Origin of the sequence: Nakamurella sp. (genome assembly GCF_044224575.1) — a bacterium.
Taxonomy (GTDB): domain Bacteria; phylum Actinomycetota; class Actinomycetes; order Mycobacteriales; family Nakamurellaceae; genus Nakamurella.
Genome location: NZ_JBGAKE010000016.1, coordinates 71,235 through 88,011 on the forward strand (window position 1 = coordinate 71,235; position 16,777 = coordinate 88,011).

Consider the following 16,777-nt stretch of genomic DNA (forward strand, 5'->3'; position numbering starts at 1 on the left):
AACCGGGGTTGTACCGTCCTTGCTCGACGGGCGCGCGGGGCAGCCCGGAACGTCGGCACGAAGGATCAGACAATGGGTGCGCTGTGGCACGGGTTCGCGAACATGGGCGCGGTCGAGAAGAGTGGCGCGTTCGTCGTCGCCCGCGGTGACGGCGCCTACGTGTGGGACAGCGCCGGCACCCGCTACCTCGACGCCACCGCCGGGCTCTGGTTCACCAACGTCGGGCACGGCCGCGCGGAGATCGCCGCCGCCGTCGCGGACCAGATCGGCCGGGTCGCGGCCTACTCGACGTTCGGCGACTACGCGGTCGACACCACCGTCGCACTGGCCGAGCGGCTCGCCGCCATCGCCCCGGTCGAGGGCAGCAAGATCTTCTTCACCTCCGGTGGATCGGACTCGGTCGACACCGCGGTGAAGCTGGCCCGCCGGTACTGGCGGGAGGTCGGCGCACCGGCCAAGGAGATCGTGGTGGCCCGGCAGAAGGCCTACCACGGCATGCACGTGGCCGGCACCGCGCTGGCCGGCATCCCCGGCAACCACGACGGTTACGGCGATCTCATGCCGGACGTGGCGACGATCGAGTGGGACTCAGGAAAGGCGCTGCTCGAGCTCATCGAACGGGTCGGCGCGGAGCGGATCGCCGCCTTCTTCTGTGAGCCGATCATCGGCGCCGGCGGGATCTACCTGCCGCCGGACGGCTACCTGGCCGAGGTCCGGCAGATCTGCCGCGACCACGACATCCTGTTCGTCGCCGACGAGGTGATCACCGGGTTCGGCCGGATCGGCGGCGACTGGTTCGCCTCGACCCGCTTCGACCTGCAGCCCGACATGATGACCACGGCGAAGGGCCTGACCTCCGGGTACGTGCCGATGGGTGCGGTGTTCGTCGCCCCGCGCGTCGCCGAGCCCTTTTTCGACCCGGCCGGCGAGGCGTGGTGGCGGCACGGCTACACCTACATGGGCCACGCCGCCGCGGCCGCCGCGTCGATGGCCAACCTGGACATCATCGAGCGGGAGGGGCTGCTCGACGAGGCGAGCCGCCTGGAGCAGACGCTGCACGAGCGGTTCGCGCCCCTGGCAGAGCATCCGGCGGTGGCCGAGGTGCGCAGCGGTCTCGGCGCGGTCACCGCGGTGCAGCTGGTCGACGCCGGTGCGGCGCTCGGCCTGGCCCGTGAGCTCCGGGCGCACGGCGTGGCCACCCGGGCCGTCGGCGCCGGTGCCGTCCAGGTCTCGCCCACGTTCGTGATGACCGACGACCAGGTCGACGACCTCGTCGCCGGCTTCCGGGGCGCCCTGGCCACCCTCGCCTGACGCATCCCGCCGGCCGCTGGACCAGCACCCCGCATTGGTTCGCTGATCAAAGCCGGGCCACGGTCGGACAAATCGGGCGTTCCGCGCGGGTTTGATCAGCCCACCCCGGCTCGGCCCGCCCGATCGCTGATCAAAGCCGGGCGCAGGACGGACAAACCGGGCACCCGACGCGGGTTTGATCAGCGAACCAGGCGGAGCGCTGCGCTGGGCGACCGCAGGGCGGGATCAGGAGTGGTGCAGCAACCGCTCGAAGGGGATGAGGTTGTCGAACGGGTCGGCGTCGCGGCGGCGCCGGGCCTCCAGCTGGGAAGGCTCGGGGCCGAGGTGCACCCGGGCCGCCCGGTCGACGGCGTCGGCCGCGATCTCGTCCTCGACGTCGAACGCATCGGCCCCGGTGGACGCCGGCGGGGCCACTGCCGGCACTGCTTCGGCCAGCGCGGCGACCAGCTGACGGCCGGCCTGCTCGATCCGGCGGTCCAGATCGCCGCCCGCCGCCGAGTCGGAATCGGATCCGAAATCGGCGGTCGCCGCGAACACGCCGGTGGCCACCGGCTCCGCCTTGAGGTAGGCGAACAGCGGCCGCATGGCGTAGTCCAACACCAGCGAATGCCGGGCCGAGCCCCCGGTCGCGGCCAGCAGCACCGGCTTGCCGGAGAAGCCCTGCGGATCCGCGGCGTCGAAGAACGACTTGAACAACCCGCTGTAGGACGCGCTGAACACCGGGCTGACCGCGATCAGGGCGTCGGCGGCGTACACCGACTCCAGCGCCGCCTGCAACGCCGGGGGCGCGAAGCCGGTGACGAACGTGTCCGCGATCGGCCGGGCCAGGCCGCGCAGCGGCACGTCGACGATCTCGACGCGCACGCCGCGGCGGGCGGCGTCCCGGCGGACCGCCTGGGCCAGGCGGTCCGCCAACAACTTGGTCGACGACGGCTCGCTCAGACCGGCCGAGACCACCGCGACGGTGTAGGTGGTCATGCGGACACCTTCTCCCCCGCTGCTGCAGCGAGCGCAGCCGCGTCCCGGGCACCAACCAGCGCGGCGTGGGTCGGGCCGTCCGGCACGTGGGCCGGGCGGCGCGAGTCGAACTCGGCGCGCAGCGTCGGCACGATCTCGCCGAGCAGGTCGAGCTGCTCGAGCACGGTGGACAGCGGCAGACCGGCGTGGTCCATCAGGAACAGTTGGCGCTGGTAGTCGCCGAACGACTCGCGGAACGTCAGGGTCCGGTCGATCACCTGCTGCGGGCTGCCGACGGTCAGCGGGGTCATCTCCATGAAGTCCTCCAGCGACGGCCCGTGCCCGTAGACCGGGGCGTTGTCGAAGTACGGCCGGAACCGACGGATCGCGTCCTGCGAGTTGCGGGCCATGAACACCTGCCCACCCAGCCCGACGACCGCCTGATCGGCGGTGCCGTGCCCGTAGTGCTCGAACCGGGTCCGGTAGAGCTGGATCAGCCGCTGGAAGTGGTTGGTCGGCCAGAAGATGTGGTTGGCGAAGAAGCCGTCACCGTAATAGGCGGCCTGCTCGGCGATCTCCGGGCTGCGGATCGACCCGTGCCACACGAACGGCGGCACGTCGTCCAGCGGACGCGGGGTGGAGGTGAAGCCGCGCAGCGGGGTGCGGAACTGACCCTTCCAGTCCACGACGTCCTCGCGCCACAGCCGGCGCAGCAGGTCGTAGTTCTCCACGGCGAGCTCAATGCCCTTGGTGATGTCCTGCCCGAACCACGGGTAGACCGGGCCGGTGTTGCCGCGACCCATCATCAGGTCGACCCGGCCGTCGGCCAGGTGTTGCAGCATCGCGAAGTCCTCGGCGATCTTGACCGGGTCGTTCGTGGTGATCAGCGTGGTCGAGGTGGACAGGATGATCGTGGAGGTCTGCGCCGCGATGTAGCCGAGCATGGTCGTCGGCGACGACGGCACGAAGGGCGGGTTGTGATGCTCGCCGGTGGCGAAGACGTCGAGCCCGACGTCCTCGGCCTTCTTGGCGATGGCCACCATCGCCTTGATGCGCTCGTGCTCGGTGGGCGTGCGCCCGTTGGTGGGATCGGTGGTGACGTCGCCGACGGTGAAGATGCCGAACTGCATGACCCGCTCCTTCAATTGACTCTTCTGCGGACCCCGTAGTTGAAGTATCAACTAGATCCTGCCGAGGTCAACCACCGACCCCCCGGTTCTATTCCACCGCATGGATCGGGGGAATGACCGCAGGTGGTGGCCCTGTGGGCAGCACCTGATGGTGGTCGCGGCGGTCGTCGGCCGCCTGCAGCACCTCCGCGGACAGACCGCCCGGAGTCAGCTCACCGAGCCGCGCGTACCCCTCCAGCACGGCCCGTTGGACGTCGGCGACCGTCACGCCGGGCACGGTGTCCTCGACCGACCCGACCGTTCCCGGATTCCAGTCCAGGCCCAGCGCCCGGTAGGCATCGACCAGCACCGACCGGACAGGCTCGGCGCCGGTCACCATGATGACCGTGCCGAACAGCCAGGCCCCCCGGACCAACCGCTGCGCGGTGCCGACCAGCTTGCGGCCGTGCCCGTCGTTGATGCTGAACTCGCCGGGGCAGTACTCCCCCGGCATCGGGCCCAGCCGGGCGTCGGTGCCCACCGCCCGCAGCGCGTCGACCAGCAGCTCGCCGAAGCCGATGAACCGGGCCCGGATATCGCTCCGCGCATCCACGTCGGCACTGACATGGTCCAGGCACAGCGCGCCGCGGTGATACGCCGCGGCCCGCCCACCGGGTCCGCGGCGCACCGGTGTGAAGCCGGCCGCGGCCGCCGCGGCGGCGGCCTCGCCGATGCCCGAGGTGGCGCAGTCGCGACCGCTGAACGCCACGGTCGGGCCGGGCCGATACAGCCGAAGCCGGTCCGGGCCGCCGTCCCGGCCGATCGTGGCCAGCAGCGCCGGCCCGATCGCCGCATCCAGCACCGGATCCCGTTCGATCGCCGTGTCGTCCAGCAGGACGATCCGCTTGGCGTCACCGTCGTCGACCACGGATGCGATGCTGGCACACTCAGCCCGGGTTCGACCCCCGCCCGGGGCCGGAAGGGATGGCACGCGATGGATCTGCAGGCGGAGATCGCCGACTGGCCGGTCGGGTCGGCCTCGGTGGCGGTGATCGGGCCGCAGGGCGTGATCGACGTGGTCGACGACGGGCAGGCCCACCCGTGGGCGTCGGTGACCAAGATCCTGACGGCCCTGACGATCCTGGACGCCAGCCTGGAGGGGGTGGTCGGCCTGGACGACGAGGTCGGCCCGCCCGGGTCACGCCTGCGCCACCTGCTCTCCCACGCGTCCGGGCTGTCCCCGGACGGTGATCGGGTGATGGCGGCGCCCGGCACCCGGCGGATCTACTCCAACCACGGCATCGACGTCGCCGCGCACCATCTGGAACAGGCCGGCGACCAGCGGTTCCACGACCACCTGGAGGAGCGGGTGCTGAGCCTGCTCGACATGTCCGACACCACGCTCGTGGGACCGCCGGCCCACGGGGCCCGCGGGTCGATCGAGGACCTGGCCACCCTCGCCTGGGAACTGCTGCGCCCCCGGTTGCTGATGCCCGAGGTGGTCCGCCTGGCCTCGACGCTGAGCTTTCCCGGGCTGCCCGGGGTACTCCCCGGCTTCGGCAAGCAGCCGGCCAACGACTGGGGTCTGGGCTGCGAGATCCGCGACCACAAGTCCCCGCACTGGACCGCGGCGGGCAACTCCCCCGGCACGTTCGGCCACTTCGGCCAGTCCGGGTCGTTCATCTGGGTCGACCGGTCGGCGGACCTGGCCTGCGTCTCGCTGTCCGACACCCCGTTCGGGCCGTGGGCGGTGCAGGTCTGGCCCCGGTTGTCCGGCCGGGTCCTGGACGCCTACGCCTGAGGCTGCGGCCCCCGAACCGGGTCGACCGCGCACATGGGGTCAGCGCCAGGGCAACGGCCGGTCCCCCACCCCGACCACGCTGGCCACCAGCTGGGAGTCGCCGACGACCCGGAGCGCGCAGGTCATGACCTGTCCGCCGGCGCTGACATCCGGCGGCACGGTATTGGGGTCGTCCGGGGCCACGCGCACCGCAAGCCGCCCACCGGCGGTGGGGTCGGCCATCCCCGACCCGGCGGTGATCAGCTCCGTGCACGAGGCGTCGAGACCCGCCTGGTCGTCGGCGCCGATCACCGCGGTCCCGAACACCTCGACGTCGTGCGGGTCGGCGCAGGAGACCCGGGACCGGGCGCCCACCCGGCTGTCCTGGCAGTGCCCGTACCGGTCCGCGGCCGGACCGAACCCGTCCCGCACCGAGCCGGCGTAACGGTCCGCACCGGTGCTGAGGGCGCACGCGATCCAGCGCTGACCGTCGGCGACCTGACCGGCGTCCGGACCGAGCAGGATGACCGCGTCCAGCAGCACCGGATTCCACGGCTGCGCCGTCCAGCCCAGGTACTGCCGAACGGGTACGCCGCACGCGTTCGGGTCGGGGACCGGCGGGCGGACCGTGACCCCGGTCGGCACCGTCGTCGGACCGTCGTCCACCGACACGATCTCGCCGGCGTGCATCCCGTCGGCGCAGGTCCCGGTGCGGGCCGCGGCGATGGCGATGCGGCCGTCGATCGGCGAGCCGGCCGGCGTCGGCGGGGACGTCAGGCAGTCACCGGGTGCGGGCGGCCCGGCGATCGGCACCCGCACGGCCGATCCGGCGACCCCGGGCCCGAACCCCAGTGCGGGCGGCCCGACGACCGCCGCAATGATGACGACGGCCAGCACCACGACACCCCAGGCCCGCCGCGTCATCACGCACCATGGTGGCGGCAGGCGCCCGGTCCCGGCAACCCGCTCGACCGGCACCGACCGCCACCCTCAATCGACCCCACGACCCCACGACCCCACGACCCCACGACCCCACGACCCCACGACCCCACGACCCCACGACCCCACGACCCCACGACCCCACGACCGAGGACAGCCCGATCAGCGACCGACCCGCTCCCGCCGCGCCGACGGCCGATCCCGACCGCCCCGACGCGACGTCGGGCGCGGCGATCGTCACCCTGTGCACCTACACCTGGTTCCTGTACGGCATCGGCCCCTCGATTCCGCTGTTCCGGGACGAGCTGGGGGTGTCCAGCTCGGTCGCGGGCCTGCACTCGCTGATGCTGGCCGCCGGCGTCGTGCTGGCCGGATTCCTCGGGGTCGGCCTGGTCCGCCGGTGGGCCCGGTTCGGCCTGGCCCGGCGGGCCGTCGTGGCGGTGGCCGCCGGGATCGCCGTGCTGTGCGCCGGCTCGCTGGTCAAGGGCGCGGAACTGCCGATCACCCTGCCGACCATGCTGGTCATCGGCCTGGCCGGGGGGCTGGCGTTGAACGTGTCGACCACGGTCCTGCAGGAGCATCACGGCCGGTCCGGCCCGGCCGTGCTGACCCTGGCCAACGCCGCGGCGGCCGGCGTCGGCCTGATCACGCCGCTCGCGGTGGCCGCTGCCACGGCGACAGGTCTGACCTGGCGGGCCGCCCTGATCCTGGTGGTGCCGTTCGCGGCGGCCGCGTTCGTGCTGATCGGCCGGCAACGGGCGGTACCGGCCTACGCGGCCCGTCCGGTCGGCGCCGGCCGGTTCTCGGCCCGCGGCTTCCCGCGCGCGTACTGGCCGGCGGTGCTGGCCGTGGTGTGCGCGGTGGCGGTGGAGTTCTGCCTGATCACCTGGACCCCGGACCTGCTCGTCCGGCGCACCGGGATGTCACCCGGACTGGCGTCGGGGATGGTGACGGCGGTGGTCGGCGGGATGGCCGTGGGGCGGTTGATCCTGGCCCCGCTGGCCCGCCGATGGTCCCCACTGTCCCTGTTCCTGATCGGGGTCGCGGTGACGGCGGCCGGCTGGTCGGTGGCCTGGTTGTCGGCCTCGGCGGCGCTGTCGGTGGTCGGGTTGTTGATTCTCGGGCTGGGCCTGGGCGGTCAGTACCCGCTCGGGGCGTCGATGGCGATCACCGCGTCCGGCGGGCACCCGGACCGGGCGGTGGCGGTGCTGTCCGTCGGCGTCGGCCTGGCCTCGGGTCTGGGCCCGTTCGGGGTGGCCACGTTGTCCGACACCGTCGGCGTCCAGGCCGCCTTCCTGGTCATCCCGCTGCTCGCAGTGGGGGCGGCGGCCGGGGTGCTGGGGTCGGCCCGCCTGCTGCGCGCCGGCTGAGCTCGCCCCGCTCGTCCGGGACGGGTGAGTGTCGGACCCCTGCGCCACGATGGGGTCGTGTTGTTCGTCGAACTCGCCACCACCTCCGCCGCCGTCGGCGCCACCCGGTCCCGGCTGGCCAAACGCGCCCTGCTGGCGACCGCGATCCGGGCCGCCGAACCGGACGAGATCGGGCTGGTCGTCACCTACCTGTCCGGGACGCTGCGCCAGCGGCGCACCGGCGTCGGGTGGGCGTCACTGTCGTCGCTTCCGTCCGCCGCCGCCGCCGAACCGACGTTGACCGTGCCCGAGGTCGACGCCGCCTTCGAGGCGATCGCGGCGATCGGCGGGGCCGGGTCGGCCGCGCTCCGGGCGGCGGCCGTCGAGGCCCTCTTCGCCCGAGCGACCGAGGCCGAGCAGCGCCTGCTGCGGGGTCTGGTGTTCGACGAGATCCGGCAGGGCGCGCTCGATTCGCTCGTGCAGGACGGGCTGGCCGAGGCCTTCGACGTCCCCGCCGGCGCGGTGCAACGGGCATCGATGCTGCTGGGCTCCACCGCCGCGGCCGCCCGGCTGCTGGCCGACGATGGCCTGGCCGGGTTGCAGAGGGTCGGCCTGCAGGTCGGCGTGCCCGTGCGGCCGATGCTGGCCGCGGCGGCAGCCGACCCGACGGCCGCGGTGCAGAAGTCCGGGCTGCCCGCCCTGGTCGACACCAAGCTGGACGGGATCCGGGTCCAGGTGCACCGGGACGGCGAGCAGATCCGGCTGTACACCCGGAGTCTGGACGACATCACGGACCGGCTGCCCGATATCGTCTCCGTGGTCGCCTCGTTACCCGCCCGCCGGCTGGTGGTGGACGGCGAGGTCCTGGCGGTGGACGAGGCGGGCCGGCCGGTGCCCTTCCAGCAGATCGCGTCGCGGACCGCCACCAGGGCGGGGTCCGAGGTCCCCGGTGCGGGCCCACCGCTGCCGCTGACCCTGTTCTGTTTCGATCTGCTGCACGTCGACGGCCGGGACCTGCTCGACGAGCCGCTGTCCGAGCGGGTCGCGGTGATGGCGGCCGTGCTGCCCGGGTCGCTGATCGTGCCGCGCACCGTCGCGGCCGACGTGGCCGCGGTGGAGGCGGCCTTCGCCGGGGCCGTGCAGGCCGGGTTCGAGGGCGCGGTGGTGAAGAAACTGGCCGCGCCGTACGCGGCCGGGCGACGTGATTCGGGGTGGATCAAGCTCAAGCCCCGGCACACGTTCGACCTCGCGGTCATCGCGGCCGAGTGGGGGTACGGCCGCCGCACCGGTTGGCTGTCCAACCTGCACCTGGCCGCCCGCAACCCGCGGACCGGCGAGCTGGTGATGCTGGGCAAGACGTTCAAGGGGCTGACCGATGCGATGCTCAGCTGGCAGACCGAACAGTTCCTGGCCCGCGAATCCCGACGTACGAAGACCACGGTGTTCGTCGACCCGCCCCTGGTCGCCGAGATCGCGATCGACGGGGTGCAGGCCTCCACCCGCTACCCGGGCGGCGTCGCGCTGCGGTTCGCCCGGGTGCTGCGCTACCGGGAGGACAAGACGGTCGACGAGGTGGACTCCCTCGACGCGGTCGTCGCGCTGGGGACGGCCGCTGGAACGGACTGACCGGCCGTGACCACCGGACCGCGGCGACCTGCGGACCGTACTACCCACGCGGCGGCGGCGTGGCCATTGCATGCGCGTCGGCGACGATCTCGGCGATGTCCGCCCAGGTGTCCTCGTCCGGGTCGACGTCCAGGTACACCCCGATCCACCCGCGGCCGCCCACGTAGGGCGGCCGGAAGAAGCGCTCCTCGCCCATGGCGAGCCAGCGGGCCTGCGCGCCCTCCGGCGCGGCCGCCCAGAAAGCGAACCGGTCATCGTGGTGGTGATCGGCGAGGGTCAGGAACTGGCGGGGTCGGCTCGACCGGCCGGCGAACCAGGCCGGCTCGCCGTGCGAAACCCGTTCGGTCACCCCGGGCAAGGCCAGGCACAGGGCCCGCAGCCGATCGAGCGCCTCAGCGGCCGGCTCCGCGGGGACATCGGGCATATCCCGGACGCTACCGGCGTTCGCTCTCGACAGAACAGCGCTCGGGCCGAGTGTGGCAACCTCGATGCTGTCCCGACCCGGCGGCCGGGGATGCCCGATCGCCGATCACGAACCGCAGGCCGGAAGGACGTCGATGACGTCAGCTCAACCCAGCACCACCACCCCGTCGGCGCGAGTCGCGATCCTCACCGTCGACGACGACCCGAGCGTGTCCCGCGCGGTCGCCCGCGACCTGCGCCGCCGCTACGGCAAGGACTACCGGATCGTCCGCGCCGAGTCCGGGCAGCAGGCGTTGGACACGCTCAAGGAGATGAAGCTGCGCGGCGACCAGGTGGCCGCGCTGCTGGCGGACCACCGGATGCCGCAGATGGACGGCATCCAGTTCCTGGAAAAGGCCATGGACATCTACCCCAAGGCCCGGCGCGTGCTGCTCACCGCCTACGCCGACACCCAGGCCGCGATCACCGCCATCAACGTCGTGGACCTGGACTACTACCTGCTCAAGCCGTGGGATCCGCCGGAGGAGAAGTTCTACCCGGTCATCGACAACGAGCTGGACCAGTGGAAGCGCAGTGACCACACCCCGCGACCGCAGACCAAGCTGGTCACGACCCGCTGGTCGGCGCGGTGCAGCGAGGTGAAGGACTTCCTGGCCCGCAACCAGATACCGTTCCGCACCTACCTGAGCGACGACGCCGAGGGCGAGCGGCTGCTGGCCGCGGCCGGCGTCACCGCCGACCAGCTGCCGGTGGTGATCACCGCCGACGGGCAGGTGCTGGTCGAGCCGACCGATTCGGAGCTGGCGCAGCAGGTCGGCCTGACCACCACGCCGGCGGAGGAGTTCTACGACATCATCGTCGTCGGCGCCGGCCCGGCCGGCCTGGGCGCCGCGGTCTACGGGGCGTCGGAGGGTCTGCGCACGGTGCTGATCGAGCGGCTGGCCACCGGCGGCCAGGCCGGGCAGAGCTCGCGCATCGAGAACTACCTGGGCTTCCCGGACGGGGTGACCGGGGCGCAGCTGACCGAGCGGGCCCGGCGGCAGGCCCTCAAGTTCGGTGCCGAGATGATCACCACCCGGGACGCCTGCGCGGTCGAGGTCAACGGGTCGGCCCGCACCGTGCGGTTCGCCGACGGCGGCAGCGTCGACGCGCACACCGTCATCCTGGCCACCGGGGTGTCGTACCGGAAGCTGGCGGCGCCCGGGTTGGACGAGTTCACCGGACGCGGCGTGTACTACGGTTCCGCGCTGTCCGAGGCGCCCGGCTGCAAGGGTCAGGACGTGTACATCGTCGGCGGGGCCAACTCGGCCGGACAGGCCGCGGTGTATTTCGCCCGGTACGCCCGGACGGTCACCATGCTGATCCGGGGGGAATCGCTGACCGCCTCGATGTCGCACTACCTGATCAAGCAGATCGAGGACATCGAGAACATCACGGTGCGCACCCGCACCGAGGTGGTCGCCGGTCACGGCACCGACCACCTGGAGAGCCTGACCCTGCTCGACAACCGGACCGGCGAGACCGAGGAGGTCCTGACCGGTTCGCTGTTCGTGTTCATCGGGGCCGCGCCACGCACCGACTGGCTGGACGGGGTCGCCGTTCGCGACGCCCGCGGTTTCGTCCTGGCCGGCACCGACCTGGTGATCGGCGGCGAGCGCCCGACCAACTGGGAACCCGACCGGGATCCCTACCTCCTCGAGTCCAGCGTGCCCGGAGTGTTCGTCGCCGGCGATGTGCGGGCCAATTCGGTCAAGCGCGTCGCCTCGGCGGTCGGCGAGGGCGCGCTGGCGGTCACCCTGGTCCACCGCTATCTGGAGACGCGCTGATGACTGATCACCTCACCCCCGTCGAGGCGCCGCTGCGCTGCAGCCCGGACGAGCTCCGGACCCTGTTCCTGTTCGAGAAGCTCGCCGACGACCAGCTCGGCTGGCTCTGCGAGAACGGCTGGATCAAGATCTTCGAGCCGGGCCCGGTCTACACCGAGGGCGACCCGGCCACCTGCTTCTACGTGCTGATCGAGGGCACCGTGGCGCTCTACCGCCGGGTCGGCCCGGACGACGTGGAAACCACCCGTACGTCGCAGGCCGGGGTGTACGCCGGCGCGTGGCGCTCCTACCTCGGGCCCAACGCCCCGGAGACGTACAACAACTCGATGCGGGCCGTCACCACCAGCCGGTTCTTCGTGCTCGACGCGCCCCTGTTCGCGCAGGCGATGCGGGACTGGTTCCCGATGGCCGTCCATCTGCTGGAGGGCCTGTTCTACGGCATCAAGAGCACCAACGACGCGGTCAACCAGCGGGAACGCCTGCTGGCGTTGGGTTCGCTGTCCGCCGGCCTCACCCACGAACTGAACAACCCGGCGTCGGCGGCCGTCCGGGCGACCGCCGCCCTGCGCGAGCGGGTCGCCGGCATGCGGCACAAGTTGTCGCTCATCGCGTCCGGCAAGAAACATCCGATCGTCTTCGAACCGCTGGTCGCCCTGCAGGAGGAGGCCGCGGCGCTGGTCGCCAAGGCGCCCACGCTGACCCCGATCGAGGCAAGTGACGCCGAGGACGTCATCGGCGAGTGGCTGGACGAGCACGAGATCCCCTACGCCTGGGACATCGCGCCCACCTACGTGCAGGCCGGCATCGACGTCGCCTGGCTGGAGAAGGTCGCCGACACGGTGCCGGACGGCACGCTGGACGGGGCGCTCAAGTGGCTGTACTACACGGTCGAGACCGAGCTGCTGATGAACGAGATCAGCGATGCGACCACCCGGATCTCCACCCTGGTCGGCGCGGCCAAGCAGTACTCCCAACTGGACCGGGCCCCGTTCCAGACCGTCGACGTGCACGAACTGCTGGACAGCACGCTCACCATGCTCGGCGCCAAGTTCAGCGGGGTGACGGTGGTCAAGGAGTACGACCGCACCGTGCCCAAGATCCCCGGTTACCCGGCGGAGCTGAACCAGGTCTGGACCAATTTGATCGACAACGCGCTGGACGCCATGGACGGCCGCGGCACGCTGACCATCCGCACCTCGGCCGACGACGACTGCCTGACCGTGGAGATCGCCGACTCCGGGCCCGGCATCCCGGCCGAGATCCAGGGCCGGATCTTCGAACAGTTCTTCACCACCAAACCGGTCGGCGAGGGCACCGGGCTGGGCCTGGACATCTCATGGCGGATCGTGGTGAACAAGCACCACGGCGACCTGACCGTGCTGTCCGCGCCCGGCGACACCCGGTTCCGGGTGCGGCTGCCGCTGGCCGGGCCCGACCAGCTGGCCGCGATGGCGGCCGGCTCGGCGGAAGAGGTCACTATCGACAGTGCGGCCGACCGGGCAGCGACTTCGTGACGGACGTGGTGGTGGCCGGTGCCGGCATCGTCGGGCTGGCCACGGCCCACGAGCTGGCCCGGCGCGGGCACGCGGTGACGGTGCTGGACAAGGAAACCACGGTCGCCGCGCATCAGACCGGGCACAACTCCGGTGTCATCCACTCCGGCCTGTACTACGCGCCGGGCAGCCTCAAGGCGACGCTGGGCGTGGCCGGGGCGTCGTCCATGCGCGACTTCGCCACGAAGCACGGGGTGGCCGTCGATATCTGCGGCAAGCTCGTGGTGGCGACCACCCAGGCCCAGGTGCCGGCGCTGCTGCGGTTGCTGGACCGCGGCCGGCGCAACGGGGTGCCGGTCACCCTGATCTCGCCCGAGCAGGCGGGTGAGTACGAGCCGCACGTCCGCTGCGTGGCCGCGCTCCGGGTCGAGACCACCGGCATCGTCGACTTCGTCGGGGTCTGCCAGGTCCTCGTCGCGCTGATCGAGCAGGGCGGCGGCCGGGTCCGGCTGGGCACCGAGATCGTCGGCGTGGACGGCCGGTTCGACGGCGTCACGGTGTCGACGCAGGGGCCCGACGGGGCCGGCGAGATCAGGGCCGAGCAGTTCGTCAACTGCGCCGGCCTGCATTCGGACCGGATCGCCCGGCTGGCCGGGCTCGATCCGGCGGTGCGGATCATCCCCTTCCGCGGGGAGTACTTCGAGCTGGCCACGGAGCAGGAGCACCTGGTGCGCGGGCTGATCTACCCGGTGCCGGACCCGACCCTGCCGTTCCTCGGCGTCCACCTGACCCGGATGATCCGCGGTGGCGTGCACGCCGGGCCGAACGCGGTGCTCGCCCTGGCCCGGGAGGGCTACACCTGGGGTGACGTGCGTCGCCGGGACGTCACCGACAGCCTGGCCTGGCCGGGCCTGTGGCAGCTGGGCAAGCGCTACTGGCGCACCGGGGTCAGCGAGGTCGCCCGGTCGGTGTCGCAGAAGCGGTTCCTGGCCTCGCTGCGCGAACTGGTGCCCGAGCTGCCCGACGGGTGCTTGCGACCCTCGCACGCCGGGGTCCGGGCGCAGGCGTTGCACCGGGACGGCCGGTTGGTCGACGACTTCTACTACGAGCGCGGCATCCGTCAGGTGCATGTGCTCAACGCGCCGTCGCCGGCGGCGACGGCGTCGCTGGAGATCGGCCGGCGCATCGCCGACGAGGTGCAGGCGCCGCTGTGACGAACCCACCCACCGGACCCGGCGAACCCACCCCCCTCGTGTGTTGATCATGGCCTGCCGGCCGGTCTGAATGACCCGGAACGGCCGGCAGGCCATGATCAACGCCGCCACCCCGACCGACGGAGGAAGCCGAGAACCATGACCGAGACCCCTGGCATCGACCCGACCGTGGCGCCCAGCGGGACGGGCTGCGCCGAATGCCTGGACGCCGGCGGGTGGTGGTTCCACCTGCGCCGCTGCGCCCAGTGCGGGCACATCGGCTGCTGCGACAGCTCGCCCGAGCAGCACGCCAGCGCCCATTCGCGACAGTCCGGCCATCCGCTGATCCAGAGCTTCGAACCGGGCGAGGACTGGTTCTGGAGTTACCCGGACGGGCAGTTCTACAACGGCCCCAACCTGTCCCCGCCGCGCAGCCACCCGGCCGACCAGCCGGTGCCGGGCCCGGCCGGGCACGTGCCCGCCGACTGGCGCCGCCGGCTGCACTGACCGCGCCGCCGGCGGCGGTGATCGGTGGCGCTCACCGGTGGCGCTCGCCGGTGACCGATGGGCCGGTTGCCCGGTGCCGCAACCCCGACATAGCCTGCGGGTCCGCCCGCCGGTCAGCGCACGCGCACCGGCGGAACCGACAGAGGGAGCCAAATCATGGGGCTGGACGATCTGGTCAATCAGGCGAAAGACCTGCTCGGGCAGGGCGAGAAGAAGGCCCAGGACGCGGCCGGCGAGGCCGCCGCGGGCGACAACGCGGCCGCCGCCGCGGATGCCGGCACCGCGGCCGGCCTGATCGACAAGGCCAAGGAGCTGCTCACCGACGAACGCATCGACCAGGTCGCCGGGGCGATCAAGGACCGGACGCCCGAGAACATCGACACGGTCGTCGACCAGGTGGCGGAGAAGGCGAAGCAGTTCAACGACTGAGCCGGCCGCCCGTCAGCGGTCGAAGGTCCACCGTCGATCGGTGAGCATTCGGGAGACCGCCAGGCCGATCGGCAGGGCCATGGTGACCAGGGCCGCCTGGGCGATCGTGCCCACGGCGGCCCCGGCATCGCCCTCCGAGACGGCAAAGATGGCCCGGTAGAGCAGGACGCCGGGCACCATCACCAGCACCGCGGGCACGGTCAGGGTGATCCGCGGTACCCGCAACCAGGGGCCGGCGATCGCGGCCAGCAGCCCGACCAGCAGGGCGCTGATGGCGGCGGCCGCCTGGGGCGGCAGGTCCACCCGGATCAGCTCCAGGCGCAGCAGGTTCGCGATCATGCCGATCGTGCCGGCCGCGGCGGCCATCCGACCGGTTCCGTTGAACATCAACGCAAAGCCGGCCACCCCGACGAAGCTGGCCACGGCCTGCAGCGCCACGAGCGCGGCCAGTGGAAGGTCCCGGCTGGGCAACGGGTCGGGTGACAGGCCGAGCACCAGTGCGACCGCCCACACCGCCAGGCCGGCGGACACGGCGATCAGGGCCGCATAGACCAGCCGGGCCACGCCCGCCGACAGGTCCAGCTTGGCCAGGTCCAGCCCCGCGGTCACCAGCGGGAAGCCGGGAATCAGGAACAGCACGGCGGCGACGTACCCGGCCTGATGAGCGGCCACCGGCTCGCCGATCAGCCGGCCGGCCTCGACGGCCAGCAGGTAGGTCGCGCAGGCCGTCGCCGCGGCCACCGTGGTCGCGCCGAACTGATTGCCGTGCCGGCTCACCAGCAGGCGCCGGGCGATCTGCCCGGTCCAGCCGCCGGCCAAGGCCCCGACGACCTCGAACGGTCCGCCGCCGATCAGGAAGGCGAACGCCGCGCAGGCCACGCCCGCCCACCACCCGTTCAGGACCGTGCCGAATCGCGGCGGCTCCCGCTCGATCATGTCCAGGGCCGCGGTCAGCTCCGGCACGCCGACCGGCCGGTCCGTCGACCGGACCCAGGTGGCCAGTTCCTCCAGCGCGGCGATCCGGGCCGCGTTGACCCCCACGCCATGCACCTCGGCGACCTCGGTCCTAAAACTGCGACCCCGATGCGACGTCGAGGTGATCTCGGTCAGCGTGACCTGGGCATGATGCCGGTCGATGCCCAACGCCCCCGCGATCTTGCGCATCGTCTCCTTCACCCGGTAGCTGCCGGTGCCGGCCGACAGCGAGAGCAGGCCGGCCCGCAGCACCACCCCCGACTGCTGGATCAGGAGAAGTTCGTCGTCGTCCGGTTGCGCAGGCACTCTTCGATCCTCGCGGAGGCACCGACGGGTGGACCGCACGAAGCGGCGTGACGTGCGCCGCTCCCCCGGCGCCGCTTCGCCCGCCGGACCGCGTCAGCCCGCCGGACCGCGTCAGCCCGCCGAATCGTCCGGCAACTCGACCTGCAGGGTGACCAGTTCGTGTTCCACCAGCCCGCTCCCGGTCAGCCCGACGAAGTCACCCGTCCCCGACCCGACGACGACCCGGGCCCACAATTCGGTCGGGATGCCCTCGCCCATGGAGGCACCGTGTTCGAGCACGAAGCTGCCGGTCCGCCCGTGCAGGGTGCCGACGATCCGCTCCTGCGCGACGTAGGACGCGCCCCGATCGCCGCGGGTGGTCACCGCATGCCCGGTGGCCGTCGCCGCCACGTCCGGTCCTGCGTAGGTCTTGGCCAGCCGGACCGCCGCCAGGTCGGGGGCGCCCGCCTCCGACGGGGCCGGATCGGCCTCGCCGTCCCAGGTGGTGATGGTGAACGGGAGGGCGAGCGCAATTTTCATGCCGCCGAGTCTGCCGCACCCTCCTGACACCGCGA

16 protein-coding genes are annotated in these 16,777 nt (G+C 72.4%); 9 read left to right on the plus strand and 7 right to left on the minus strand.

What is annotated here, in order from left to right:
- Positions 1-72 precede the first annotated feature (72 nt).
- Positions 73-1,311 (plus strand): aspartate aminotransferase family protein, encoded by a 1,239-nt coding sequence (locus ACILSK_RS17745; RefSeq protein ID WP_395728505.1) that lies wholly within the window; start codon positions 73-75, stop codon positions 1,309-1,311.
- Positions 1,312-1,536: 225 nt separating this feature from the next.
- On the opposite strand, the gene ACILSK_RS17750 is transcribed toward ACILSK_RS17745, so the two are convergent.
- The 3 genes from ACILSK_RS17750 to ACILSK_RS17760 form a co-directional block, all read right to left on the minus strand.
- The gene (locus ACILSK_RS17750; RefSeq protein WP_395728506.1) at positions 1,537-2,289 is read right to left on the minus strand and encodes a CE1759 family FMN reductase; all 753 of its coding nucleotides are present in this window, start codon (positions 2,287-2,289) and stop codon (positions 1,537-1,539) included.
- Positions 2,286-3,398 (minus strand): LLM class flavin-dependent oxidoreductase, encoded by a 1,113-nt coding sequence (locus ACILSK_RS17755; protein ID WP_395728507.1) that lies wholly within the window; start codon positions 3,396-3,398, stop codon positions 2,286-2,288. Before ACILSK_RS17755 ends, ACILSK_RS17750 begins: the two co-directional genes overlap by 4 nt.
- 88 nt (positions 3,399-3,486) lie before the next feature.
- Entirely contained in the window at positions 3,487-4,305 is an 819-nt protein-coding gene (locus tag ACILSK_RS17760; protein ID WP_395728508.1) for a biotin/lipoate A/B protein ligase family protein, read from the minus strand.
- Between the two features lie 66 nt (positions 4,306-4,371).
- Here ACILSK_RS17760 and ACILSK_RS17765 point away from each other — a divergent pair, with 66 nt between their 5' ends.
- The gene (locus tag ACILSK_RS17765) at positions 4,372-5,178 is read left to right on the plus strand and encodes a serine hydrolase domain-containing protein (RefSeq protein WP_395728509.1); all 807 of its coding nucleotides are present in this window, start codon (positions 4,372-4,374) and stop codon (positions 5,176-5,178) included.
- 39 nt (positions 5,179-5,217) lie between these two features.
- Here ACILSK_RS17765 and ACILSK_RS17770 read toward each other — a convergent pair whose 3' ends face one another.
- The gene (locus ACILSK_RS17770) at positions 5,218-6,081 is read right to left on the minus strand and encodes a septum formation family protein (RefSeq protein WP_395728510.1); all 864 of its coding nucleotides are present in this window, start codon (positions 6,079-6,081) and stop codon (positions 5,218-5,220) included.
- Between the two features lie 8 nt (positions 6,082-6,089).
- Here ACILSK_RS17770 and ACILSK_RS17775 point away from each other — a divergent pair, with 8 nt between their 5' ends.
- Positions 6,090-7,466 (plus strand): MFS transporter, encoded by a 1,377-nt coding sequence (locus ACILSK_RS17775; protein WP_395728511.1) that lies wholly within the window; start codon positions 6,090-6,092, stop codon positions 7,464-7,466.
- A 57-nt stretch (positions 7,467-7,523) separates the two neighbouring features.
- On the plus strand, positions 7,524-9,071 hold the full coding sequence (locus ACILSK_RS17780; RefSeq protein WP_395728512.1) for an ATP-dependent DNA ligase: 1,548 nt from the start codon (positions 7,524-7,526) through the stop codon (positions 9,069-9,071).
- 40 nt (positions 9,072-9,111) lie between these two features.
- Here ACILSK_RS17780 and ACILSK_RS17785 read toward each other — a convergent pair whose 3' ends face one another.
- On the minus strand, positions 9,112-9,495 hold the full coding sequence (locus ACILSK_RS17785; protein WP_395728513.1) for an MmcQ/YjbR family DNA-binding protein: 384 nt from the start codon (positions 9,493-9,495) through the stop codon (positions 9,112-9,114).
- A gap of 133 nt (positions 9,496-9,628) precedes the next feature.
- On the opposite strand from ACILSK_RS17785, the gene ACILSK_RS17790 reads away from it, so the two are divergent.
- The 5 genes from ACILSK_RS17790 (at position 9,629) to ACILSK_RS17810 (ending at position 14,942) form a co-directional block, all read left to right on the plus strand.
- On the plus strand, positions 9,629-11,320 hold the full coding sequence (locus tag ACILSK_RS17790; protein WP_395728514.1) for an FAD-dependent oxidoreductase: 1,692 nt from the start codon (positions 9,629-9,631) through the stop codon (positions 11,318-11,320).
- Positions 11,320-12,834: an ATP-binding protein gene (locus ACILSK_RS17795; RefSeq protein WP_395728515.1), complete on the plus strand. Its 1,515-nt coding sequence runs from the start codon at positions 11,320-11,322 to the stop codon at positions 12,832-12,834. Before ACILSK_RS17790 ends, ACILSK_RS17795 begins: the two co-directional genes overlap by 1 nt.
- Positions 12,831-14,027 (plus strand): L-2-hydroxyglutarate oxidase, encoded by a 1,197-nt coding sequence (lhgO, locus tag ACILSK_RS17800; protein WP_395728516.1) that lies wholly within the window; start codon positions 12,831-12,833, stop codon positions 14,025-14,027. The genes ACILSK_RS17795 and lhgO overlap by 4 nt, the downstream gene beginning before the upstream one ends.
- Positions 14,028-14,165: 138 nt before the next feature.
- Positions 14,166-14,513, plus strand: a complete 348-nt coding sequence (locus tag ACILSK_RS17805) for a UBP-type zinc finger domain-containing protein (RefSeq protein WP_395728517.1) — start codon at positions 14,166-14,168, stop codon at positions 14,511-14,513.
- Between the two features lie 156 nt (positions 14,514-14,669).
- Positions 14,670-14,942 (plus strand): hypothetical protein, encoded by a 273-nt coding sequence (locus ACILSK_RS17810; protein WP_395728518.1) that lies wholly within the window; start codon positions 14,670-14,672, stop codon positions 14,940-14,942.
- A gap of 12 nt (positions 14,943-14,954) precedes the next feature.
- Here ACILSK_RS17810 and ACILSK_RS17815 read toward each other — a convergent pair whose 3' ends face one another.
- Complete coding sequence (locus ACILSK_RS17815; RefSeq protein ID WP_395728519.1) at positions 14,955-16,223, minus strand: threonine/serine exporter ThrE family protein; 1,269 nt, start codon at positions 16,221-16,223, stop codon at positions 14,955-14,957.
- A gap of 111 nt (positions 16,224-16,334) precedes the next feature.
- Positions 16,335-16,742, minus strand: a complete 408-nt coding sequence (locus ACILSK_RS17820) for a DUF3224 domain-containing protein (RefSeq protein ID WP_395728520.1) — start codon at positions 16,740-16,742, stop codon at positions 16,335-16,337.
- Positions 16,743-16,777 lie beyond the last annotated feature (35 nt).